Here is a 24,261-nt window from a genome sequence, read left to right as displayed (position 1 = left end):
TGATTAAGTTGTGATATCCGCGTAAGGATTGGAGATGGTAACCACTTCCTGGTTAATGAACTGGATGAGATTTTCATTCAGCCTTTCTTTCTGCGTAACAAAAAGTCCGTGCGGGGCACCTTCGTAAACAATGTATTCGGCCCCGGGAAGCAGATCCGATGTAATGTCGCTGCTAATCTTGATAGGCACGATCTTGTCGGAATCGCCGTGAATGATCAGCACAGGAACGTCTATCATCGAAACTTCATTTCTGAAATCCGTTGCGCTGAAACTTCTGATACATTGTGTTGTAGCCCGTCCCGAACCTTGCAGTGCCAGTATGCTGTGCCAGTTAAGGATTTCGTCACTTACTGCATTGTTCAGCAATGAATTGCCATAAAAATCCTTGGCAAAACCCGCCAGAAACTTTGGCCTGTCCGACTCAACATTTTCCACAAATCCATCAAACACTTCCTTCGGCAACCCATCCGGATTGTCATCTGTTTGCAACATATAGGGAACCACAGAACTGATCAGGACCGCTTTGGAAACGCGCTCGCTTCCGTATTTGGCAAGATAGCGGACCACTTCGCCACCGCCCATGGAGAAGCCTACCAATGTTACGTCGTGCAGGTCAAGACCGTCCAGCACAGCTTTCAAGTCAGCCGCTAATGTGTTGTAATCGTAACTTTCCCAGGGCTTGTCCGACTTACCAAAACCACGGCGATCGTATCCAATGCAGCGGATTCCATGCTTTGGCAGCACATTAAACTGATATTCCCACATTTCGTGGCTCAGCGGCCAGTCTGAAATAAAAACGGCGGGCTTACCCTGCCCTACGTCCTGAACAAACAATTTTACAGGTTCTCCTGTGGTTTCCGTTTGTGATTCTATCCACTTCATAATGATATGATTTAAAGGAAAAATCTGTTTAAATAAGCTGATAAGCCATTGCTAACCTCGTTCAGATTATGTGAAAGAACCATTCCAGTTTCCTGCATTTATGTTAATTTATTCCCCGTATTTGTTAAAAAGTCGTAATTGGAAAAAGTAATTCTAAATTTGCATGCGCATTTGCAGCGGACACAGCGTTTTCTTTAATGTTAAAATATTTTTATAGATTCTTAATCCTCGTAGTGATCCTGGCGATTACTGCGGAAGTTGTTTTAAGATATAAATACGGCTTCTGTAATTCTCCGCTATATGTATCGGATCCCGATTTTGAATACATATATGCACCAAGTCAAGACGTTACAAGGTTTGGATACAATGTGCGCACCAACAGTTTATCCATGCGCAACGAGGAAATTCTTCCTTCGGACAGCATTGTAATCCTCCTGATCGGCGATTCCGTTGTAAACGGTGGCAGCCTTACCGACCAGGACAGCATTGCTTCCACATTACTTGAAAAGTGGTTTCTGAAAGATTTCAACAAGCGCGTCCGCGTACTGAATATTTCGGCAGGCTCATGGGGCCCTGATAACATTGCGGCTTACCTGAAACGATACGGCACATTTAAGGCTAAACTCATGTGCCTGGTTACCAGCAGCCACGATGCGCACGATATTATGTCGCATCAAAACCTTGTGGGCAATGATCCCGGCTGGCCCGACAAGCAATATAAAGTTGCTCTTTACGAGCTATGGGACCGTTACCGCTGGATTTTCTTTTATTATTTCAACACCTGGTTTTTCGCCCCGACAGTAGAACAGGATCCCGAAAAAGTGCTTCTGGATTCTATAAAAAAAGATTCAGTCAAAAAAGAAAAATTAAACGATTCGGGGATCAGAAAGCCGGGATTAACCTTCAACCCGGGTTACGATCAGCTTTACGACCTGGCAGAAAGAGATTCCATCCCGATGTTCATTTATCTTCACCCCGAAACTTCCGAAGTCGAGTTGGGCCATTTTAATGATCAGGGTGATGAAATCATGGCATACGCCATCCAAAAGAACATCCGGCTTATCAACGAGTTCAGTCTGGGGATTGATAAAAAATATTACAGAAAGCTGGATGTTGTGCATTACAACAGCCAGGGGCAGCTTTTTCTGGCCAATAATCTTTATCCTTTGTTTCAGGAATATTTAAATCTGAAAAAATAATGCGCGTGCTTGTTATACATAATCAGTTATGGGCGCATTATAAGTCGCGGCTTTTCAGCGAGATCCATCGCGCATTTAAGGAAAATTATCCGGATAGTGACTTTCTGGTGATTCAAATTGCCCTTTACGAAGCAAGCCGCAGCGTCATGCAAAGTGATGATACGATCACTTATGACTATCCCTACCAGGTCCTTTTTCAGCGGAGCCTGGATCAGGTCGGCTTTAAGGAAAGGCGCGCCGCTTTGTTCGCTGCTTTCGACGCATATAAACCTACGGTTCTTAACATTACGGGTTATTTTGATCCCGCGCAGGTCTTGCTTATGTTTTATGCGAGAACAAAAGGCGTCAAAGTCGTGCTTTCTTCCGAATCGTCTTCGGCGGATAACAGCCGGTCATTTTTAAAGGAATCTTTGAAAAAATTGATTGTCAACCGGGCAAATGCATTTTTCTGTTTTGGTAAAACCTCTTCGGAATACCTGGAAAGCCTGGGTGTAAAACCCGCGCAGATTCCGGTAAGAAATGCGGCCGTGATCGATGAAGCAGTGGTCAGCTCCCGCTACAATACTGGTAAGCAGGAGAATGTGAATATTGCACGGGTAGCACGCTTCGTTTTTGTGGGACGACTGGCGCCGGAAAAAAACCTCGAAACATTATTACGGGCTTTTGCGAAGGTTGTTCCTTTGGACGCAGAATTGTGGCCGTGGGAAATTATGTTTATCGGTGACGGCCCCGAACGGTCCTCGCTCGAAAATCTGACGAAAGAGCTGCAACTCCAACACAAAGTCTCATTCACTGGCGGACTTCCCTGGTATAAGGTTCCGGATATGCTGGTGCATTGCGATGTGCTGGTTTTACCGAGCAAATCAGAACCCTGGGGATTGGTGGTGAACGAAGCCATGGTTTGCGGAATGCCGGTAATCGTGTCAAAGAATTGCGGCTGTGTGGCCGATTTGGTTGAAAATGGCGTGAACGGTTTTACTTTTGACCCCGATAGCCAGCAGGAACTGGAAACTGCAATGATTTTCTTTATAAAAAATTTAGACAAAATATCCGTCATGGGTAGGGAGTCACGCCGACTCATTGCACCGTTTTCGTCCACCCAAGTGGCACGGCAAATGGCGGACTGTTATCACAATTTAGTATAACAGATTTATGATCAGTTTAATACACGAAATACACGCATGCGGATTTTAAATATTTGCGCTTATACCTGGGAGATCGGCGGCCCAGCAAGGATTATTTACGACCACACCACGGAAGTTCTAAAACACGGACATCAGGTGGATATCCTGAGCCCGATGACGCCCGGCGATGAAATGTATCCCGCGCCCGAAGGCGCCAGGTTGTTTGCCGTTGCCCGTACAACGCCGGTTAGTAATTTTTACCGGGAATTTTCTATTGAAATGTATCGGTTTTTAAGGCATCACATTCATGAGTACGATGTGATCCATATGCATGGAATCTGGCATTTCGGGAGTCTGGTGCCGTTTTTGATCCCTAATAATGCAGTGAAGGTGATCACGATCCACGGCTTGCTGGACAAATGGGCTGTGGCGCATCACAAATGGAAAAAAGACATTGTGACGCTGCTTTATCAGAAAAAAATTCTGGGCAAAGCAGACCTTATACAGATCAACAACACCGATGAAGAGGCGGATGTGATCCGTTACCTGGGTTATCGTCCCAAAAACATGGTGATCGTTCCTAACGGCATGAAATTGTCTGAATATGCCAATTTGCCCGCAAAAGGGAGTTTTCGTGCAAAACATCAGGTTGCCGAAGACGGGCAAGTGGTGCTTTTTATGGGTAGGCTGAACATTAAAAAAGGTCTGGATCTGTTGCTGCCCGCATTCAAACAAGTGGAAAAACAGCTGCCCAAAGCGACGCTTTTTCTGGCCGGAGGCGATGACGGTTACCAGCAGGAAACAGAAGATTTTATCAGAAAAAACAATCTTCAAAACCGGATTAAACTTGTAGGATTGCTGACCGATACGGCCAAAAAAGAGGCGCTTGCTGATGCCGATCTCTTCGTTCTCCCCTCCTATTCCGAAGGTTTTTCGATCGCCGTTCTGGAAGCAATGACATCAAAAGTGCCCGCAATTGTTTCAGACCGTGTGGGTTTCGGAGATTATATAAAGCGCTACGATGCGGCCTTTCTGACTCCGCTGACGAGTGACGGCGTAGCCCAGGGCCTTCTTAAAATATTACAAGATAAGGCTTATGCGCAGGATCTCGCAAATCGTGCTTACAAGATGGTAACGGAAAATTTTGACATCCGGAATGTGGCTAATCAGTTATTGGAAGAATACAAGAAAGTTCGAAAAAACTAATTATCTTTGGCCGTTTCCAATCACCGCAAATCGGTAAATTTCTGACTGTTGCTCCCGGGTATGATTGATTTGTCCGTCATCATTTTAACACACAATGAATCCAAGCACATTGCACGTTGCATAGAAAGCTTGCTTCAGGTGACCGATAAAATTTTCATCGTTGATTCATTCTCTACGGACGACACGGTTGCCATTGCCCAAAATCTGGGCGCTACGGTAATTCAGAATCCCTGGGTTTCATATTCTTTTCAATTCAATTTCGGCATTCAAAACAATCCGTTTGACACCCAGTGGCTTATGCGCATGGATGCCGATGAATACATTACGCCCGAACTGGCAATAGAACTGAAAAACACCTTGCATCTGACGCCGGCGGAAGTGTCTGGATTATATGTAAAACGACGCGTCTTTTTCATGGACAAGTGGATTCGTCGCGGCGGTTATTATCCCATATGGCTGCTTCGGGTCTGGCGTAAAGGCGTTGGTCATTGTGAGGAACTATGGATGGACGAGCACATCAAGCTCAGCAGCGGCACCACCGCCCAGTTGCAGCACGACATTGTGGACCATAACCTCAACAACCTGACGTGGTGGACTCAAAAACATAACAATTACGCAATCAGGGAAGTCATTGACCTATTGAATATTAAATATAATTTTGATAGTAAAGAAACGGTAACCCCGAGCTTTTGGGGAAGTCAGGAACAGCGTACAAGGTTTTTGAAAATCAAATATGCAAGCCTGCCTTTATTTACGAGGCCTTTCATTTATTTCGTTTACCGCTACATTTTCAAAGGTGGTTTTCTGGACGGCATGAAAGGATTGATCTGGCATTTTCTGCAGGGGTTTTGGTATCGCTTTCTGGTCGATGCCAAAATTTATGAAGTTTACTATCGTGCAGGAAGAGACAAGCAGGCCATCATAACACATTTTAAGACAGAATATGGAAAAGACCTTAAAAGCCCGAACCGATCTGTCAAAGTATGATAACGGCTGGTACAAGCCGGGTAGCTTTTTAAAACAACTGCTCTGGTATTTTGCCAACAGGCTGTTTATCAACACCTATTTGCCTTATCCGATGGCGATAAAGCGGTTTGTTCTCGAAATATTTGGTGCCAGACTTGCCAAAGGGGTTGTTATCAAGCCCAAAGTGAATGTAAAATATCCCTGGTTTTTGGTAATCGGCGAAAACACCTGGATCGGCGAAAATGTGTGGATTGACAACCTCATAATGGTGACAATCGAATCAAATGTATGTTTGTCGCAGGGCTGTATGCTGCTGACCGGAAATCATAACTTTACTAAAAGCACATTTGACCTGATCGTCAAGACGATAACGATTGAAAGTGGTGCTTGGATTGGTGCGAAAGCCACGGTTTGTCCTGGTGTAACAGTCGGTTCACATGCCGTATTAACTGTGGATTCTGTTGCCACCTCCAATCTGGAAGCGTATGGGATTTATCAGGGAAATCCGGCTAAATTTGTCAAAACAAGAAATTTATCCCGTTGAAAGTAAGTATCATAACCGTCGTTTACAATGGCGCGAAAACCATCCGGCAGTGCATCGAATCGGTTCTCGCCCAGGATTTTCCTGAAATCGAATACATAGTCATTGATGGAAATTCCAAAGACGGGACGCAGGAAATTGTAAAAGAATTTGGCAGCAAAATTGCGACTTTTATCAGCGAACCCGATGGCGGAATTTACGATGCGATGAACAAAGGCATAAAATTAGCAACAGGTGAGGTGATTGGCATCCTGAACGCTGACGATTTTTATGCATATAATGCGGCCATCAGCGATGTGGCTGCGAACATAGAATCTGCTGATGTTCAGGGTTGTTATGGTGATCTTGTTTATGTTGATTCAGTGAATGAGGTGGTGATCAAGAGGAAGTGGATCTCCGGTAATTACAAGGAAGGTGCTTTTCTCAATGGCTGGATGCCGCCCCACCCTGCTTTTTTCGTCAAAAAAGAACTTTATGAAAAGTTCGGCTTGTTCCGGCTGGATCTGGGAAGCGCGGCGGATTATGAATTAATGTTACGGTTTATTCACAAGTCAAAAATTAAGATAGCTTACGTCCCTAAAGTGCTTGTAAAAATGCGGACAGGCGGCGTAAGCAATAGTAATATAAAAAACAGGATCGCAGCGAACCGGAACGATATGAGAGCCTGGAAGGAAAATGATCTGAAGCCCCATTTTTACACATTGTGGTTGAAGCCTTTAAGGAAGATCTTACAGTTTCGCTAAAATAAAAAACGTAAACTAGCATCCAAACCGCATAATAATTATTTTGATATACAGCGGTTTAGCTATTTACAATATAAACTTTAATTACGACTTTTGATTTAAGGGTCGAAACCTACTACAACGTTAATACTCTATTTACATTGGCAGACACTATGGAATTAAAGCTACCTCTACAGATATTGAGTGAAGGAAACTTCAGCAACATTCTTCATCATGACGTTTACCAGTGCATCCTTTCATTTTTGATTGCCTGTTTCCTGTCCATCATCAGCATTCCGATCATTATTAATTTATCGAATCTGTTGCATCTTACAGCGAAACCAGGTTTCAGAAGCTCGCACGAAACAGAAACCCCGACTCTGGGAGGCATAGCGATATTTGCGGCAACGCTGATCGCTTATTTTTTGTGGCCACATTCGGAAAACATCCTGGATTCCAATTTGATCAGTCTCGCCATGACGGGGGTGATCATCCTGTTTTTCCTTGGAATCAAAGATGACATTCTCGCAGTTGACCCTACGAAAAAGCTGATTATCCAGATTTTCGCTTCGTTGATCCTTGTGGCCATGGGTAATTTCAAGGTCGATAACTTCTATGGAATCTTTGGAATCCACGACGTTTCGGATTTTATAAGCATTCCGCTAACGGTCTTTATTTTCATTGCCATTATTAATGCCATTAATCTCATCGATGGCATTGACGGACTTGCAGGCGGCATCAGCCTGATTGCAGGGTTGGGTTTCGGGATCTGGTTTATATTAAATGACCATTTTTCATTCGGCTGTCTGGCATTTGCCATGTCGGGTTCGCTGCTTGGTTTTCTCCGTTTTAACTTTTCGAAAACCAGCAAGATCTTCATGGGCGACACCGGTTCGCTGATCGTTGGTTACTTGCTTTCCATATTTTCAGTTGAATTTTTATCATTGAATGTTGGCTATCTGCACGATCCAAACGCTTATTTCAACGCGCCTATCATTGTGATGGTTTTACTGATCGTCCCTATTTTTGATACGCTCAGAGTGTTTATTGTCAGGATTTTTAAAGGTGGTTCGCCATTTGTAGCGGATAGGAATCATATGCACCACATCCTGATCGATAATGGCCTGAACCATTTCTGGGCTTCATTTGCGCTTTGGATGGTGACGATCATGAACACCACATTGTTCTTTACGTTTCACGGCAATATCACAAACACCGCATCGCTCTACATATATATAGGCATGTTTGGCGCATATATGGTATTTGCGCATTTTCTCAAAAAGCGCATCGTTACAGTAAAGAAAAGAAAGAACCTGGCAAAAAGCCCTTCATTTAACGAAGATGATGTTGCTTCTTCCAATAAGATTCTCAGGGATTTGTGAAAATTTGACCCTAAAATCCCCTTTTAATACCAGCAGAAATTCATTGCGTTGCATCTAATGTTTGTACCTTAGCACGAAATAATCGTCAACAGGTATGAATAAAAAGATCAGAAAAGAAGACGCCCTATACTACCACTCAAAAGGCCGGCCTGGCAAGATCCAGGTGATCCCGACCAAAGAAACCAGCACCCAGCGCGACCTTTCGCTCGCGTATTCTCCGGGTGTTGCCGAACCTTGTTTAGAAATCGCTGCTAATGTTGAAGATGCCTATTTGTATACTGCAAAAGGCAATCTCGTAGCTGTTATCAGCAACGGAACGGCTGTGCTCGGGCTCGGTGACATCGGCCCTGAGGCTTCCAAACCGGTGATGGAAGGAAAAGGACTTCTCTTTAAAATATATGCAGACATTGATGTTTTCGATATTGAATTAAATACAAAAGACGTCGACGAATTTGTAAGGACTGTCAAGATCCTGGAACCTACATTTGGCGGCGTTAACCTGGAAGACATCAAAGCACCCGAATGCTTTGAAATTGAGGCCCGACTGAAAAAGGAGCTGAATATTCCGGTCATGCATGATGACCAGCACGGAACGGCCATTATCAGCGCCGCTGCGATGTTGAATGCACTTGAATTAGTCAAAAAAGACATTAACGACATTCGGGTAGTAGTTTCCGGCGCGGGAGCTTCGGCGGTTTCGTGTACGAAACTTTACCTCGCATTGGGTGCCAATCCGAAAAACATTGCCATGTTCGATACCAAAGGCCACATTCACAACGGCCGGACGGACCTTACGGACATGAAGAAGCAATTTGCAACTGATGTTGCTTACGAGTCGCTGGAAGATGCTATGGTTGGCGCTGACCTGTTCCTGGGACTTTCCACCGCGGACATTGTGTCAAAAGACATGGTTAAATCCATGGCAAAAGACCCGATCGTGCTTGCTATGGCCAATCCAAACCCCGAAATTCCCTATCCTGATGCTGTCGAAGCACGTGAAGATGTGATTATGGCAACAGGCCGGTCGGATTATCCCAATCAGGTAAACAATGTGCTTGGTTTCCCTTACATTTTCCGCGGTGCACTTGACGTGCGTGCGACTGAAATTAACGAGGCCATGAAACTGGCAGCCGTTCATGCACTTGCCGATCTGGCAAAAAAATCGGTTCCCGACATTGTAAATCTGGCCTATAATGAAACAAACATTGTTTTTGGCAAAAATTATATCATTCCCAAACCCGTTGACCCGAGACTGTTAACAACTGTTGCCCCTGCTGTTGCAAAAGCGGCGATAGAAACAGGCGTTGCACGTAAAACGATTACCGATTGGGACGCTTACGAGCAGGAGCTTTCCAGCCGCCTGGGCCGCAATGAACAAATTTCACGCGTTATCCTGAACAAAGCCAAGCTGGCTCCGAAAAGGGTCGTTTTTGCTGACGCAGAAAACATTCAGGTGCTCCGTGCTGCTCAACAGGTTCGCGATGAGGGCATAGCAGTTCCAATATTGCTGGGTAGCAAGGAGACGATCCTGAGTTTGATCAAAGAAAGCAAGCTGGATCTGGGAGACGTTGCGATTGTTGATCCACGTGCGGACGAGAACGAGGAAATCATTAACACTTACGCCAACTTGCTTTTCGAAAAGCGTAAGAGAAAAGGCTTAACGCCGATTGAAGCGCACAGAAGCATTTATTTCAGAAGTTATTTCGGCTCGATGATGGTGGAAAACGGAGAAGCCGACGCGCTGATCTCCGGTTTGACACGGACTTATCCCGATACGATCCGTCCTGCACTGCATGTCATAGGCAAAGATCCGGGTGTGAATAAAGTGGCCGGTATGTATATTTTGCTGACCCCAAAAGGACCGCTATTCTTCTCGGATACAACGGTGAATCTGGACCCGACCGTTGATGAAATCGTTGAAATCACCGAATTAACCGCGAAAGCAGTAGAACGCTTCAACATTCAGCCGCGCATTGCGTTGGTAACCTATGCCAATTACGGAAGCGCAGATGGAACCGATGCAGTAAAAATGCGGGAAGCAACGGCGATTCTCAAAAAGAGAAATCCATCGATGATCGTAGAAGGTGAAATGCAGGCGCACCTTGCATTTAACACAACGCTTTTAAAGGAAAACCATCCATTCAGCGACCTTGTCGACGGCGGTGCTAACACGCTGATCTTCCCAAACTTGTCGGCAAGTAACATTGCCTACAACTTATTGAAAGAAGCCGCCGAACTGGAAACCATCGGACCGATCCTCCTTGGAATGAAAAAACCGGTTCACGTGCTGCAATTAGGAAGCTCCGTGCGGGAGATTGTGAACATGGTGGCGATAGCGGTTGTAGAAGCGCAGATGAAGAAGTAAATTTTATAATATTAAAAACAGAACGAGCGAATGGTACCATTCGCTCGTTCTGTTTTTAATTAGGGCTTCAACTTCACCCAATCTGCATTGTAAAGCGGAGCGTGAATTTGCTTCAACTTCGCCTCTGGGAACTTGATAACTTTCCGATCGTACGTCATCAAACCATTTATTTCCACCTCCACGTCAGTCGTTTGCGTGTAGACCGCAGCAGATAGTCCTTTTTTGATCAAAGGTTCGAATCGCTTGATAAAGGACTCATAACGGGCGTAGAGCTCTTCCTGACTTTTAAAACTTTGGTAACCCCAGTTGTCCTTTTGCTGCCAGACGTGATTGTCAACCGGCAACCCAAGCCCTCCGAACTCACCCAATACAATGATCTGTTTTGCACCGAAAAGATCTGGTCTCGGCATGACGGGAGCAGGGTAATTGTGCATATCAATAATGTGTCCGACAGGATGGAAATTGCCTCCGCTTGCGCTGTTAACCAGTCGGCTTGGGTCATACTGCATCGTCCAGTTCGTTATTTCCTCTGTCTTGAACTGTCCCCACGCTTCATTAAAAGGAACCCAAACCACGATCGACGGGAAATGATCGTTGGCATCAATTATGGCTTTCCATTCCGTTTTGTAGATGTTTTCTGATTCCGGCGTGCGGTCTTTATCGGTTTCGGCGCCGGTTATGCCCGGGCGTTGTTCCCAATTATTTCCCATATCACCGCTCGGCATGTCCTGCCATACCAGCATACCCAGCTCGTCACAATAGCGATACCATCTCGCAGGCTCCACTTTTACGTGTTTTCTGATCATATTAAAACCCATTTCCTTGGTTTTCAATATATCGAATTTCAATGCTTCGTCTGTCGGCGCAGTATAAAGTCCGTCTGGCCACCAGCCCTGGTCAAGCGGGCCGTATTGAAACAAGAATTTGTTATTCAAAGCCATGCGCTGTATCCCGTTGGCGTCCAGCTGCATTGAAATTTTCCGCATGGCAAAATAGCTTTTCACCTCGTCAACAACCTTACCGTTTCTGGTCACCGAAATTGTCAGATCATAAAGGAATGGGTTTTCGGGAGACCACAATTTGGCATTTGGAATGTTCAACACGGCATTTTCGCCGGAGGCAACTTCCTGCTCAGCTACTTTGTTCGGCCCATCCATAGCAACAACCTTGATTTTGTCTGTCGCTGCTGCATTTGTAAGGGTCGTACTTACACTGACAGTCTGCTTGTCAATATCGGGAACTTGCTTAAAATCAGCGATGTGCGTCGTTGCAACCGTTTCCAGCCAAACTGTTTGCCAAATGCCTGTTACCGGCGTGTACCAGATTCCATGCGGGTTTTTGATCTGCTTGCCGCGTGGCTGAGGCCCGTCGCTGCTCGGATCCCAGACCCGGACACTAATATCCTGCTGCTTTTTCTTTACAAGCAAATCGGTAATGTCAAAAGAAAACGGATCGTAACCGCCCTGATGCGTTCCCGCTGGTTTGCCATTCACAAATACGTCACACTTCCAGTCTACTGCACCGAAATGGATCAAAACACGCTGATCCTTTAATTTTGGTGCAAAATCAATGTTGCGCTGATACCACAACACGCTGTCTTTCCCAACCGTTTTGCCAACACCGGACAATGCCGATTCAACTGCAAAAGGAACCAATATCTGACCGTCAAAAGACGAAGGTTTGGTTTCCGAAGCTTGTTTTGGAACAATTGAATAATTCCACAGCCCATTGATATTTATCCAGTTCTGACGCACCATTTGCGGTCTGGGATATTCGGGATGCACATTGGCCACATTCACTTTTTCTGCCCACGGAGTGACAATTTTCCCTTCTACATATTTCCATTCGGACGGCTTTTGTGCAACCGAGTCTACGCTCAGGACACATGACAGTAGTCCTAATCCAAGCAGTGCTGTTTTCATTAAATTTGAGTTGTTCTGAACAAAATGTTAAATATTTTCAAATTTAAAAGGATTGCCCGAAACCGCTCTACTATCATTTTGATTAGCTTTGAAATAACTCACTCAAATCCTACCCCATGAAAAAGCTTTACAACCTAACCATTTTGCTGCTGATCAGCCTTTCTGCCCTAGCCCAGGATTATTCAGATAAAATTACGCTAGTGCTGCACGGCGGAGCGGGAACCATCACCCGGGCTAATATGTCCGAAGAGCAGGAAAAGGCCTACAAGGAAGTACTTAACACGGCCTTACAAAAAGGTTATGGCGTTTTAAAAAGTGGTGGAACAAGCGTACAGGCCGTCGAGGCGACGATCCGGGTGATGGAGGATTCGCCGCTTTTCAATGCGGGAAAAGGGGCTGTTTTTACCAATGAAGGAAAAAACGAACTGGACGCTTCCATTATGGAAGGCAAAACGCTGAAAGCAGGAGCCATAGCAGGCGTCACCATGATCAGAAATCCGATCAGCACAGCCATTGCAGTAATGGAAAAATCACCGCACGTCATGATGGCTGGCAAGGGCGCAGAAAAATTCGCGAAAGATCAGGGACAAGCGATCGTTGATCCTTCCTATTTCTACACCGAATCAAGGTTTAAAGCGTTGCAGCGTGCGAAGGAGCAGGAAAAAACCGAATTGGATCATGATGCAAAAGAACAACAGGAAGTAAAAAAGGCGCCGAAAACCGGTTCGGTTGAGCACGGAGATCTGATATTTACAGAAGGCAAAAAGTTCGGCACGGTCGGCTGCGTTGCGCTGGACAAGTTTGGTGACCTGGCCGCGGGAACTTCTACGGGCGGGATGACGAACAAAAAATACGGTCGGATAGGCGACGCGCCCATCATAGGTGCGGGAACATATGCCAATAATGCAACTTGCGCTGTTTCGGCAACAGGACATGGCGAGTATTTTATCCGCTCCGTGGTTGCCTACGACATTTCGGCATTAATGGAATACAAAGGAATGACATTGAAAGACGCTTCCAATGAAGTAGTGATGAAAAAACTGGTGCAACGCGGCGGCGAAGGCGGTATTATTGCAGTAGACAGGAACGGTAACATTGCCATGCCATTCAATAGCGAAGGCATGTATCGCGGCTACATTAAAAGCGATGGGAAAAGCGAGATCCTGATTTATAAGGACTGATTTTTAGCATTTAATACAAGTGATTTAGGAGCGGTTACAAAAACTGGTTTTTATGCACTTGTTTCTTCTTCCGATAATACAAAACAGGCTGCTCCCGTCGTTCTGAATAAGTAACGTAACATTCAGCTTCCTTACTCTATGAAATCAGTTTACAAGGTTTTTCTGTTGATCTTACTGGCTTCTCCGCTTTGTTTTGCAACCCATATCAGGGGCGGTGAAATCATGGCTTCGCATGTTTCCGGACAAAATTATAATATAAAAGTACGGTTATACTTTGATCTCAACATTGGAGAAGGAGCTGCGACTGCTCAAACCAACGTTTTGGTTTGTTTCGGCGACGGTTCCACAAAAGAGTTCCAAAGGTCTAAGACGGAAAAATTGCCGGGGAATGTTTTGGTATCGGATTACGAAGGGGCCCATACATATGCTTCGTCCGGCACTTTTCAAATTTCGGTATCCCTGGAAAACCGTACTCCGGGCATTCTCAATTTCCCAAATTCAGGTGACACCAGAGCCTTTTTCTGGACGGTTATCAATACACAGGTGCCCAATGCAACGCCGGTTTTGCCCTATCTTGTGTTTGAGGCGGGCGTGAGGCAGTTATTCAAGATTGAACTCAAACCGGCCGTTGCTGACGCTGATAGCATAACTGTTAAGCTTCCCAAACTAAGCAAGCCTTCACCAGGAGAATGTGGCGTAAGGATGTTGGAACACAACTATATGTATCCCAATGAAGTAAGCAGTACCGGAACATTTAAAGTCATTCCGTCTGTCAACCAGCTGGTGTGGCAAGCGCCGGAGGTTTTGGGCAATTACATATTTGCAATGGTGGTAAGCGAATGGCGTGATGGCATCATCATTTCCGAATCGTATCGCGAAGGATTAATTACCGTCCTGGATAAGCCAGGGCCCACGGTTGAAATTCCGCCTTATGAATCAGCTGCCAACGGAGGCCTGATTACCTCTACGCCTAATGTTCAGTCTGCCGAAGTTTCTATGGCCATTGAGGCCTATCCTGTTCCTACCGAGACATTTATTACAGTGAAAGCGTATAGCAAAAAACGCTCCGTTGTAACATTGCAGCTAATAGACATCAAAGGAAGAGTTCTTCGGGAAATTAAAAGCGGCGGTCCGGTTATATCCGTTCAGGAGGAATTCGATATGCGTAGTCTGGCAAAGGGGATTTACATTATCAAGGCGGCCAACGAAAAGGATTCGGTATCTCAAAAAGTATTGCGATAGTAATTGAATCAAAAATCTTTATTAAATCCTAAGCAACATTGTAATGGTATAAAATAAAAAATTCGTCCTATGAGAATATGGCACTTCTGTAATGAAATAGATATCCGTATTTATCATAGGTTAATTATAATTCAGAAAAACGGCTGATCGAATGATCAGCCGTTTTCTTTTCCACAATGTATAATTGAGCTTAGTTTCCCATCTGCCCGGAGGCGCTGGACACATCAATTGAGCTGATCTTGTCTTCAAACAACTGGTTTTTCAGCAGCATTTCCTTGATCATCGACAAATGCGTGTAAGTGATCATATGCCCGGCTTTGTGCAGGAAAATATACTGAGCGCGCTTGCTCTTGATGTGTTTTTTGGCAAAATCAATGTTTGCAGGATCTGCGATCCAATCGTTCCCTCCTTGGATTACTGTGGTAGGCACATCGAGGCTATGCCACACAGGCAGCAGCTTTTTCAGCTCGTCGGAGTGGCTATATTTTTCAGCCGTAGCCGTGTTGAATTCTCCGGGAAGGAATAGCTGGATAAACGAATTCCTGCCCCATTTGGAAAACCAATAAAACTTCTCTTTTTCGGGATCAATAACCGGCGAAACCATGATCAGTTCCTTTACCTTTTCAGGTTCCAGAGAAACCAGCTTCGCGGCGATGGGCGCACCATAGGACCTGCCCAGAACGGTCACTTTTTCTTTACTTTTATTTAAATCAAAAACGGGTAAAAGCGCATTTGCCTGAGTCGCGATAGAAGTAACATAACGGCGCTTTTTCTTCATTTTAAGCCTCGATTTCCCATAACCCACCCGATCCACGGAAACAATGTGAAAACGCTTTTGCAGGTCCTCGTCGTCCATTAGGTTCATATAGCCCCACAGCGACCCGGGCGCACCGTGGATAAGCAGCAACATCGGCAATGTATCCGAGCCCACACTGGCTATACAAAGCGCAAGCGTGTCATTTTTGATAATGCGTTCCTCAGGTTTTATTTTTTTTGCTGCATAATGTTTCCTAACCTGCTTGGCTGATATAATGTACCGGGAAAAGCAGGAACTTAACGAAGCCGATAGAAAAAAAACGAGAATTACAAATCGCAAAAATTTAAAACTTGGCATACATTCAGGAATGTTACTCTAATTTATAACTTCACAGGATATTTCAATATACGATTATAATCAGATAAATAGCGAAATTCAGTGCTTGTTTTTCAAAGAAAAAGCCTGAACCAAATTTTTCCGGTCATTTCTGTGTTCATACTAAAAATTGATGCCAGTAAGCCCTGGGCGTAAGCCGGCGATGTAAGTCAAATTCCTATTCTTAATGACAACCAACCACCAAAACCAGTTCCTTCAGCGCCTGGCAGCGCAGAACGAAAGATATCGCTATCAACTGCCATCCCGGCACGATGCCGGAAAGTTTATTCAGGGCCTGATTAATTTTTTGTTTCCAATCAGTAAAGATTGTCCGAGCTGCCCAAGCAAGGATATCGCCATGAAATATGCTGATTTACGCAACAGTCTGGACTGTATGCTGGAACCTTTGTTGCCGGAGCTGGAAAAAAGTAAAGAAGAAATTCTGGACGAGGTGTTTTCGCAGATCCCGGATATCTATGAGAAACTTTTAATGGATGCCAAATCCATTACCGATAATGATCCTGCATCTGTGAGCATTGAGGAAGTTATTTCCGTTTATCCCGGCTTCATGGCGATTGCGACCTATCGTTTTGCCAATTCATTTGCATTGTGCGGCATACCATTGTTACCAAGGATGTTAACCGAATTCGCGCACAGCCAGACCGGTATCGATATTCACCCCAATGCAACGATCGGGCATTCGTTTTTTATCGACCACGGCACGGGTGTAGTGATTGGAGAAACGACACACATTGGCAATAATGTGAAACTATACCAGGGCGTTACCTTGGGCGCTACGCATGTATCCAAGTCGCTGGCATCGCGCAAGCGTCACCCGACCATTGAAGACAATGTGGTTGTGTATGCTAATGCGACTATTCTGGGAGGAGAAACCGTGATAGGCCACGATTCTATTATCGGCGGAAATGCCTGGCTGGTGCGAAGCGTACCTCCATTTTCACAGGTTTATCACCAGAGCAAAATAGAGATACGCCAGCAGACACCATCTGTTACATAATACTTCTTATAAATCTGCGGACACCTTCCATATACACCGGCTCAGCTTGCGGAAATGCATATCTGGGCTGTGTTGTCATGGTAATGCTGATAAAACCGTAAGTTAGGCACCACCATTCATAGTAGGTTTTGGTGACCATTTCGCCCGATCTCGGACGCAAGCTTGCTATCATTTCCCAAACCGGATTGCCTTTAATGCTCATTGCCTTTCCATACACATTCTTGGAATCGCAATAAGCGCCTTCCAGGTTGAACATTACCTGAAAAACTTCCGGGTTCTCAATAGCGAACACCCAGATACGCTGTGCTACTTCCGCTAATTGTTTCTGAGGATTACTGAAATGTGTCTTGATCTTCAAAAATTCCGCCTGCAGGATATCGAAGCCTTCCATGCGGATCGCTTCGAGCAATTTATCCTTGCTCTCAAAATATTCATAGAGAATTGGAGGGCTGTATTCGATCACTTCAGCAATTTTGCGGATGGAGACCGCTGTCCACCCGTCCTCACGGGCTATTTCTTTTGCTGTTTTGACGATATCCGAACGTACCTGTATTCTGAGGCGTTCTCTTCGCTCTACTATTCCCATACTATAATGTTGATTTTATGATGGAGTCAGAATGATATGCATTCAAATATAAACATATAGTCCTTACCGCTCAAGAGGATTTTAACCCGTTTCTTCAAAAATTCCCCCGGTTTCAATTATTTTTTTCTGCAAACGCCGCTAATTAAATCTAACGGCGGATTATAAAATTTAAGCGTAAAAAAATTTTTTTTAACGCCCGAAATTGTTTTATTCTGCTCGCTTCGTAGGCCCTGCCTTCTCAATTTTTTCTACCAAACGGTAATTTGCCTCCTGCGCGCGGACCTTCCCGCGAGAGTCATCGGTGATCCTGAGATTGTTCTGATACACATCCAGCCGAACGGATTTCTGGTTATCACTCACATAATTCCGCAATACCAGCCGCATCTGACTTTTGAGTGCTTCATCTAAAATCGGAAAGCAAACATCGATGCGCCGGTGCAAATTCCGATGCGTCCAATCACAGGACGACAAATACATTTCATCATTGCCTCGATTCCCAAAATGAAAGATGCGCGTGTTTTCAACATAGCGGTCAACATAGCGACTCACGACAATGTTATCGCTGATAGACGGCAGCCCCGGAATAAGTCCGCAACTCTCGCTGATAATGACGTGTACCGGCACGCCCGCTTGACCGGCCTGATAGATTTTATCGATCAGCATATGATCCTGCAACTGGTTTATCTTGATTGTCACAAACGATTTCAGACCTGCATTGCAATTGGCAATTTCCCTGTCGATCAAATCGAGAAGCCTTTTTTGGAGTGTAAATTGTGTTACAAATAAATTATTGAAGGGTAGATACTTGTATTTCTTAGGTTCGTCCTGCGTAGATAAATATCCGAAAAGCAATTCCAGCTCATTGGTCAGCTCGCGGTGGCTTGTGAGCAATGCGTGGTCGACAATCTCCCGGCTGGTAAGCCTGTAAAAACCGCCTGTTCCCAGGAATGCATAGCGTTCCCACCCTTTGTGGACTTTACGTTTGATCAAGGCAATCTTGGCATGGACTTTCAGGCCCGGCACACTCAAAATGATCTTGACGCCCGCATCGCGCATCTTCTTTGACCAATGCAAATTTTCCTGAATGTCCAGTTTTGTATTGAGCTCCACATAAGTGGTGACCCGCTTGCCATTACGGGATGCGCTGATCAGTGAATTGAGTATAAATGAATTAGGACTGATTTTGTAGAGCGAGACATGGATTTCGCGCACATGCGGGTCCACTGCTGCCTCATTAAAAAACCTGACAATCGGCTCATAGGAATTATACGGCAAATGTAACAGCTGATCTGCCTTTTGTATTGATTCAAAAACGGAAGTTGTGTCATCAAAACCTGGATTCTGAACTGGCCTTTGGTGCGGATAATCCAGGCGTCGGGAAAGTTGCGGAAAGGTCATCAGATCCTGCATAAAGATATAATGTCCTCTTTCGTGAAACTCATTCATGGGTATCCCCGCCTTACTGACGAGATATTCACGCATATAAAGCGGCATCCCGGATTCATAAAAATACTGCGCAGGCTGAACGAAATTGCGTTTCTCGAGCTGTTTCAAAATACGTTGCGCGAGCTGCATCGGATACTCGTCTTCAATGGATAGTTCGGTGTCTTTCTCTACCCGCAATGCATAACTGTCAAGCACATCGTAACCCGGGAAAAGCAGCGGCAGAAATTCACGGATAATGTCTTCCAGAAATGTTACCTGACGCTTTCCTTCCAGTTCAGGCAGTTCGATAAACCGCCCAAATGGCTCCGACGGAATGTTCACGAGCGCATACCAGTCTTCCTCGGTGTCTTCCCTATGCTGCAGCCTTACAACCAGATACAACTGCTTGGATTCGAAGAAAGGCATTTTGGAGCTTCGTCTGCTATCCAGGAAAACAGGTTGCAAATGCCTGAAAAGTTTGTCGATAAAAAACTTTCTTAGAAATGTAAGGTGCTCATTCGCAAATGTTTCCCGATAATATAAATGTACGCCTTGGTCGTGAAGCGCGGGAAGAATTCCTGTGATCAGGATATCATTAAATTCCCTGAGCTGGTTTTCCACGGTTTCATAAACGTGTTCCAGCAGCGATTCGGGAAAGAGATTCAATTTGGTACGGATATCGTTGCTCACCTCCCCCATCGCCAGCAGGCTGGGAACACGCGCCCTGAAAAATTCTTTGGTCTGATATGCGTAAATTCCAAGAAAACGTAAACGTTCCCTCACCGGTACAGTCTCATCGTTTGCTTCCAGTAATAATCTGTAATTATTGGATAACCAGCTCAGATTTGTATCGAAGTAGGGATAAGCAACATCTATCATTGATTAAGGTAAAAAAGATTCAAAATTTGCTACAATATAAATACATTTGGTGGGTAAGGATCTAACTTTGCGGCACAAAGATTTAACAAAGTTCGGTAAGCATCCAGTGTTATATCTTTCAATTCAAAACCTAATTATAATCTTATGCAATATCAATTATTGGGCCGGTCGGGTTTACGTGTTTCGGAAGTTTGCCTGGGCACAATGACCTTCGGAACTGAGTGGGGATGGGGAGCAGATAAGCATGAAAGCTTTAAAATATTCGAAAGTTTCGCAGGCGCTGGGGGTAATTTCATCGATACGGCCAATCGCTATACAGAGGGTTCTTCTGAAAAATATGTGGGTGAATTTATTGAAAGTGACCGCGATCACTGGGTTCTGGCAACTAAATTCACACTGAAAGACCGGAATGATGACCTTAATTTTGCTGGTAACCACCGCAAAAATATGATGCGCTCGGTAAGAGCAAGTTTGAAACGCCTTAATACAGAGTACATTGACCTCCTGTGGGTGCATATGTGGGATAACACAACGCCCGTAGAGGAACTTATGCGTGGATTGGACGACTTGGTTACCAGGGGATTAGTACATTATGTAGGCATATCCGATACGCCAGCATGGGTTGTCTCACAAGCCAATACAATTGCTGATTTCCGCGGTTGGAACGCATTTGCAGCCATCCAGTTTGAATACTCACTCATCCAGCGCACACCAGAACGCGATTTGCTTCCCATGGCAAAAGCACTTGGGCTGGCAGTAACTCCCTGGGGAACAATTGGTGGCGGTGCGCTTACAGGAAAATATTTAAGAGGAGAATCCGGCCGGGTTCCGGATCACAGCATCCGAAGAAGTGAACATAGTAGCATTATAGCACAAACTGTGGTAGATGTCGCCAGTGAACTTGGGGTTACACCTGTGCAGGTTGCCATTAACTGGGCCCGCCATCGCGATCAGGTTATGATCCCGATCATAGGCGCCTCGAAGGAAAAACAACTCGCTGATTCGCTGGGTTGCCTGTCATTCAAGCTGCCTCAGGAAATGATTGACAGATTGAATGAAGTTAGCAAAATCGAACTCGGTTTCCCGCACGAATTCTTAAAATCAGAGGGCATTAAGGAAGAAGCTTTCGGCGGCCTTTACGAAAAATTGGAAAATCACAGGAATTAGAAAGTGCTCGGCATTTGGTCATTGGCATTCGGGATTGAAACCAATGGCCAAATGCTGCTTCTCCTATTTGCCCCAACTTTCGGGAGCCAGGCGCCATGCGCTTAAACTTTCCAACTGAGAGCTGTCAATGTAATTATGTTCCAAAGCGGTTTCTATCAGCGCATTGTAATTGCTTACCGTGCTCAGTTTTACATTTTTCTCTTTGAAATTATTTTCCGCAACTGCGAATCCATAAGTGAAAATCGCGACCATTCCTGCCACCTCAATCTCTGCTGCACGCAATACATCCACCACCTTCAATGAACTTCCTCCGGTTGAGATAAGGTCCTCAATGATAATTACCGACTGACCTTTTTCTAATCTGCCCTCAATCTGATTGCCCATTCCGTGCTTTTTAGGCTCGGGGCGGACATATGCAAAGGGCAATTCCAAAAGATCCGCAACCAACGCGCCCTGGGCAATTCCACCTGTGGCAACACCAACAACCGCCTGCACATCAGGATATTCCTTTTTAATCAAAGCAGCTAAGGTCTTTTTGATAAAAGTCCGCGTGTCGGGGTAAGATAATGCCACGCGATTATCGCAATAAATCGGGGACAGCCAGCCTGAACTCCATTGAAATGGTTTGTCGGGACTCAGTTTTATTGCCTTTGCTTCAAGCAGCAATTCAGCGATTCTTTTGTTAATATCCTGTTGGTTTAGCATTGCTAGTCTTCGGATTCTTCGTTTTTACTATGATTAATTACTAATAACTTATCGATCCGGCTGCGGTCCATGTCGATTACTTCAAACTCGAAGTGTTTCCATTTGAACTTGTCGCCTGTGCTCGGAATGTTTTCCAGAATGTGCAGCACAAAGCCGCCTAATGTGTTAAACCCAACAAATTCGCGGCGTTCGGCTTCCTGAATGTTGAGATTAAAATATTGTATAAAATCATCGAATGGCAATTGCGCGTCGATCAGGAAACTGCCGTCGTCTCTCCTGATTACTTCCGACGCTTCTTCGATGTCCTCAGAAATATCGCCAACGAGCGCATCCATAATGTCGTGCATCGTTAACACACCCAAAATGCCGCCATACTCGTCTACAATGATGCCGAAATAGACCCGTTGCTCTTTAAATTTAGCCAAAGCCTGATATGCACGGTTGCTTTCCGGCAGGTAGACGGGATCTTTCACAACTGCATTCAAATTGGCAAGCTGCGCTTCTATATCCGTGGCAATGAGGTCCTTAACATACACCAGACCTACAACATCATCCACAGCACCGCGGCAAACCGGGTAAATAGAATGTCTGGCGTCAAAAATTTTCGCTTTATTTTCTTCAATAGAATCTTCCAGATCCAACCAAACGATTTCCTGGCGGTTGGTCATTAATGAAGTCACTTTCCGATCCCCCAATTGGAACACATTATGCACGATTTCCTGCTCAATTTCTTCAAAAACACCACCGGACGTGCCTTCCTGGATCAGGCTTTTGATTTCCTCTTCTGTTACGGAATTTTCGCTTTGTTTGATATTTAAAACCTTAATAATAAGATCACTGGAAAAGCCAAGTAATGCTATAAATGGCGCTGTGGCTTTTGACAGCAGGTTCATAGGCGTGGCCATGAACTTGGAAATAGCTTCCGGATTCGCCATTCCGATCCGTTTCGGAACGAGCTCACCGAGCACCAGGGAAAGATATGTGATAAAAACCAGCACCGTTCCCACAGCAAGCGAATGTGCATAGGGCATCAGAAAAGGAATGGTGGCAATGTATTTTTCAAAATCATTCGTAATGTTGTCGCCGCTGTACATACCCGTTAACAGACCGATCAGGGTTATGCCAATTTGTACGGTAGACAAAAAACGTGTGGGCGAATTAGCGAGATGAAGTGCGGCTTTTGCGCTGGAATCCCCATTTTTTGCAGCAGCTTCGAGACGGGATTTGCGGGATGAAACAAGTGCTATCTCGGACATGGAAAAGACACCATTGAGCAGCACAAGAAGTAGAATTATCAGGAGTTCCAAGAACTGTATATTTGATACAAACACAAATTTATCAATAATAATCACTGTCTAAACTAAACTCTTTACTTAATTTTGGCATCGATTAACGTACCATTTGAAAAATGATCATTTTTTTTGACGACCGTCCTTTGCGAATTGTACGGACCAATCAGCTTTCTGCAACGGAAACTTCCGCATTTGATCACATTGTAGACCTGAGACTTGATAAGCTGCAAAAAAAGATGTTGACAGGCCATGTGCTGTTTTTGAACACAACCGCTACATCGGCAATACAGATCATCGAGCTTTTGGAGAAAGCAGTGCCGAAAGAAATGCTGTCCGTTACGATGGCCACACGTGAAAAATCGGAAGTGGAAGAGCGGATTAAAGGAATTTATAAGGTAATTAAAGCCGCAGGAGGTGTTGTGGTAAAAGACGGGAAGTGGCTTTTTATGTTTCGCCGCAAAAAGTGGGACCTGCCCAAAGGCAAGCTTGACAAAGGCGAAAATTCGAGAACGGCTGCAATTAGGGAAATCGAGGAAGAAACCGGGGTTAAGGCCTTGGTTAAAGACAAAATCTGCACAACCTGGCACACCTACAGCCTCAATAACAACCGCATTTTAAAGCGGACCAAATGGTATCTTTTTGACTGCATTGACGATTCAAATATGCAGCCCCAGGCCGAAGAGCAGATCGAAAAACTGGACTGGTTTTCACAGGCAGAATCAAAGTCGATCCTCATTAACTCTTACAGCTCAATCCGTTACGTGATCGAAAGCCTTAATAAGATCCACGACATTAAAGAACAATGATATCGCAACACTTTACTTTCAATAAACTCAGCCCTCGTGGTTGAGTTTATTCAATTCCGTAAGAGAATAAGGAAGAAAATCGTCCACCCGCTGCCCGTAACGGTGCAGATCCCGGATAATGCTTGAACTAATAGGCGCCAGCATAGGCGAAGTGATCAGGAAAACGGTTTCAATTTCTTCGTAGAGGTAACGGTTAACCTGCGAAATGCCGTTTTCGTATTCAAAATCGGTCGTGTTACGCAAACCTCTCAAGAGGAACGTTGCGCCAAGCTCCCTCGCTGTGTGGGCAGTAAGGTCATCATAAGTAACTACTTTCACGTTTTTTTGATCGGAGAATGTCTTTTCGATCATTTCCTTCATCACATCTAATGGGAAATAGCGCTTTTTCGTTGCGTTATTCCCAATGCCAATGACCACTTCGTCAAAAAGCCGTAATCCGCGTACAACAATGTCTTCATGTCCTTTTGTGAATGGATCAAATGATCCCGGAAATAGGGCAGTACGCTTCATAAGAGCAGT

21 protein-coding genes are annotated in these 24,261 nt (G+C 44.8%); 13 read left to right on the top strand and 8 right to left on the bottom strand.

What is annotated here, in order from left to right; all coding sequences use genetic code 11:
- Positions 1-3 precede the first annotated feature (3 nt).
- On the bottom strand, positions 4-882 hold the full coding sequence (locus B5X68_RS08925) for an alpha/beta fold hydrolase (RefSeq protein ID WP_082214351.1): 879 nt from the start codon (positions 880-882) through the stop codon (positions 4-6).
- A gap of 197 nt (positions 883-1,079) precedes the next feature.
- Between B5X68_RS08925 and B5X68_RS08920 the strand changes: the two genes are divergently transcribed.
- The 8 genes from B5X68_RS08920 to B5X68_RS08885 all read left to right on the top strand — a co-directional run bounded on the left by B5X68_RS08920 (position 1,080) and on the right by B5X68_RS08885 (position 10,387).
- Positions 1,080-2,081, top strand: a complete 1,002-nt coding sequence (locus B5X68_RS08920) for a hypothetical protein (RefSeq protein ID WP_082214350.1) — start codon at positions 1,080-1,082, stop codon at positions 2,079-2,081.
- On the top strand, positions 2,081-3,226 hold the full coding sequence (locus B5X68_RS08915) for a glycosyltransferase family 4 protein (protein ID WP_082214349.1): 1,146 nt from the start codon (positions 2,081-2,083) through the stop codon (positions 3,224-3,226). The genes B5X68_RS08920 and B5X68_RS08915 overlap by 1 nt, the downstream gene beginning before the upstream one ends.
- A gap of 36 nt (positions 3,227-3,262) precedes the next feature.
- Positions 3,263-4,411 (top strand): glycosyltransferase, encoded by a 1,149-nt coding sequence (locus B5X68_RS08910; RefSeq protein ID WP_082214348.1) that lies wholly within the window; start codon positions 3,263-3,265, stop codon positions 4,409-4,411.
- A 60-nt stretch (positions 4,412-4,471) separates the two neighbouring features.
- Positions 4,472-5,398 carry a glycosyltransferase family 2 protein gene (locus B5X68_RS08905; RefSeq protein ID WP_082214347.1) on the top strand — a complete coding sequence of 309 codons (927 nt, stop codon included), beginning with the start codon at positions 4,472-4,474 and terminating at the stop codon, positions 5,396-5,398.
- On the top strand, positions 5,355-5,921 hold the full coding sequence (locus B5X68_RS08900; RefSeq protein ID WP_082214346.1) for a WcaF family extracellular polysaccharide biosynthesis acetyltransferase: 567 nt from the start codon (positions 5,355-5,357) through the stop codon (positions 5,919-5,921). Before B5X68_RS08905 ends, B5X68_RS08900 begins: the two co-directional genes overlap by 44 nt.
- Positions 5,918-6,661, top strand: coding sequence for a glycosyltransferase family 2 protein (locus B5X68_RS08895; protein ID WP_082214345.1), 744 nt, complete (start codon positions 5,918-5,920; stop codon positions 6,659-6,661). Before B5X68_RS08900 ends, B5X68_RS08895 begins: the two co-directional genes overlap by 4 nt.
- A 152-nt stretch (positions 6,662-6,813) precedes the next feature.
- Positions 6,814-8,022, top strand: a complete 1,209-nt coding sequence (locus B5X68_RS08890; RefSeq protein WP_082214344.1) for an MraY family glycosyltransferase — start codon at positions 6,814-6,816, stop codon at positions 8,020-8,022.
- 94 nt (positions 8,023-8,116) lie between these two features.
- Positions 8,117-10,387: an NADP-dependent malic enzyme gene (locus B5X68_RS08885; RefSeq protein ID WP_082214343.1), complete on the top strand. Its 2,271-nt coding sequence runs from the start codon at positions 8,117-8,119 to the stop codon at positions 10,385-10,387.
- A gap of 59 nt (positions 10,388-10,446) precedes the next feature.
- On the opposite strand, the gene B5X68_RS08880 is transcribed toward B5X68_RS08885, so the two are convergent.
- Positions 10,447-12,309: a glycoside hydrolase family 2 protein gene (locus tag B5X68_RS08880; RefSeq protein ID WP_082214342.1), complete on the bottom strand. Its 1,863-nt coding sequence runs from the start codon at positions 12,307-12,309 to the stop codon at positions 10,447-10,449.
- A gap of 116 nt (positions 12,310-12,425) precedes the next feature.
- Here B5X68_RS08880 and B5X68_RS08875 point away from each other — a divergent pair, with 116 nt between their 5' ends.
- Both B5X68_RS08875 and B5X68_RS08870 read left to right on the top strand, forming a co-directional pair.
- Positions 12,426-13,490, top strand: a complete 1,065-nt coding sequence (locus B5X68_RS08875; protein ID WP_082214341.1) for an isoaspartyl peptidase/L-asparaginase family protein — start codon at positions 12,426-12,428, stop codon at positions 13,488-13,490.
- A gap of 138 nt (positions 13,491-13,628) precedes the next feature.
- Positions 13,629-14,732: a T9SS type A sorting domain-containing protein gene (locus B5X68_RS08870; protein ID WP_082214340.1), complete on the top strand. Its 1,104-nt coding sequence runs from the start codon at positions 13,629-13,631 to the stop codon at positions 14,730-14,732.
- A 190-nt stretch (positions 14,733-14,922) separates the two neighbouring features.
- Here the strand turns inward: B5X68_RS08870 and B5X68_RS08865 are convergent, their stop codons facing one another.
- Complete coding sequence (locus tag B5X68_RS08865; protein WP_082214339.1) at positions 14,923-15,846, bottom strand: alpha/beta fold hydrolase; 924 nt, start codon at positions 15,844-15,846, stop codon at positions 14,923-14,925.
- A gap of 205 nt (positions 15,847-16,051) precedes the next feature.
- Between B5X68_RS08865 and epsC the strand changes: the two genes are divergently transcribed.
- Positions 16,052-16,882 carry a serine O-acetyltransferase EpsC gene (epsC, locus tag B5X68_RS08860; RefSeq protein WP_082214338.1) on the top strand — a complete coding sequence of 277 codons (831 nt, stop codon included), beginning with the start codon at positions 16,052-16,054 and terminating at the stop codon, positions 16,880-16,882.
- Here epsC and B5X68_RS08855 read toward each other — a convergent pair.
- Complete coding sequence (locus B5X68_RS08855) at positions 16,875-17,468, bottom strand: TetR/AcrR family transcriptional regulator (protein WP_082214337.1); 594 nt, start codon at positions 17,466-17,468, stop codon at positions 16,875-16,877. The two genes, epsC and B5X68_RS08855, sit on opposite strands and share 8 nt — an antisense overlap.
- A gap of 207 nt (positions 17,469-17,675) precedes the next feature.
- Entirely contained in the window at positions 17,676-19,772 is a 2,097-nt protein-coding gene (gene ppk1 / locus B5X68_RS08850; RefSeq protein ID WP_082214336.1) for a polyphosphate kinase 1, read from the bottom strand.
- A 144-nt stretch (positions 19,773-19,916) separates the two neighbouring features.
- Between ppk1 and B5X68_RS08845 the strand changes: the two genes are divergently transcribed.
- Positions 19,917-20,939: an aldo/keto reductase gene (locus B5X68_RS08845; RefSeq protein ID WP_082214335.1), complete on the top strand. Its 1,023-nt coding sequence runs from the start codon at positions 19,917-19,919 to the stop codon at positions 20,937-20,939.
- A gap of 63 nt (positions 20,940-21,002) precedes the next feature.
- Here the strand turns inward: B5X68_RS08845 and pyrE are convergent, their stop codons facing one another.
- Both pyrE and B5X68_RS08835 read right to left on the bottom strand, forming a co-directional pair.
- On the bottom strand, positions 21,003-21,644 hold the full coding sequence (gene pyrE / locus B5X68_RS08840) for an orotate phosphoribosyltransferase (protein ID WP_082214334.1): 642 nt from the start codon (positions 21,642-21,644) through the stop codon (positions 21,003-21,005).
- A 2-nt stretch (positions 21,645-21,646) separates the two neighbouring features.
- Positions 21,647-22,951, bottom strand: coding sequence for a hemolysin family protein (locus B5X68_RS08835; protein WP_082215280.1), 1,305 nt, complete (start codon positions 22,949-22,951; stop codon positions 21,647-21,649).
- A 101-nt stretch (positions 22,952-23,052) separates the two neighbouring features.
- Here B5X68_RS08835 and B5X68_RS08830 point away from each other — a divergent pair, with 101 nt between their 5' ends.
- Positions 23,053-23,742 carry an NUDIX hydrolase gene (locus tag B5X68_RS08830; protein ID WP_082214333.1) on the top strand — a complete coding sequence of 230 codons (690 nt, stop codon included), beginning with the start codon at positions 23,053-23,055 and terminating at the stop codon, positions 23,740-23,742.
- Positions 23,743-23,769: 27 nt separating this feature from the next.
- Here the strand turns inward: B5X68_RS08830 and coaD are convergent, their stop codons facing one another.
- Positions 23,770-24,252 carry a pantetheine-phosphate adenylyltransferase gene (gene coaD, locus B5X68_RS08825; protein WP_082214332.1) on the bottom strand — a complete coding sequence of 161 codons (483 nt, stop codon included), beginning with the start codon at positions 24,250-24,252 and terminating at the stop codon, positions 23,770-23,772.
- Between the last annotated feature and the right edge of the window lie 9 nt (positions 24,253-24,261).

It is taken from the genome of Dyadobacter psychrophilus, assembly GCF_900167945.1.
GTDB lineage: Bacteria > Bacteroidota > Bacteroidia > Cytophagales > Spirosomataceae > Dyadobacter > Dyadobacter psychrophilus.
This window is presented reverse-complemented; position numbering and strand designations above follow the sequence as displayed.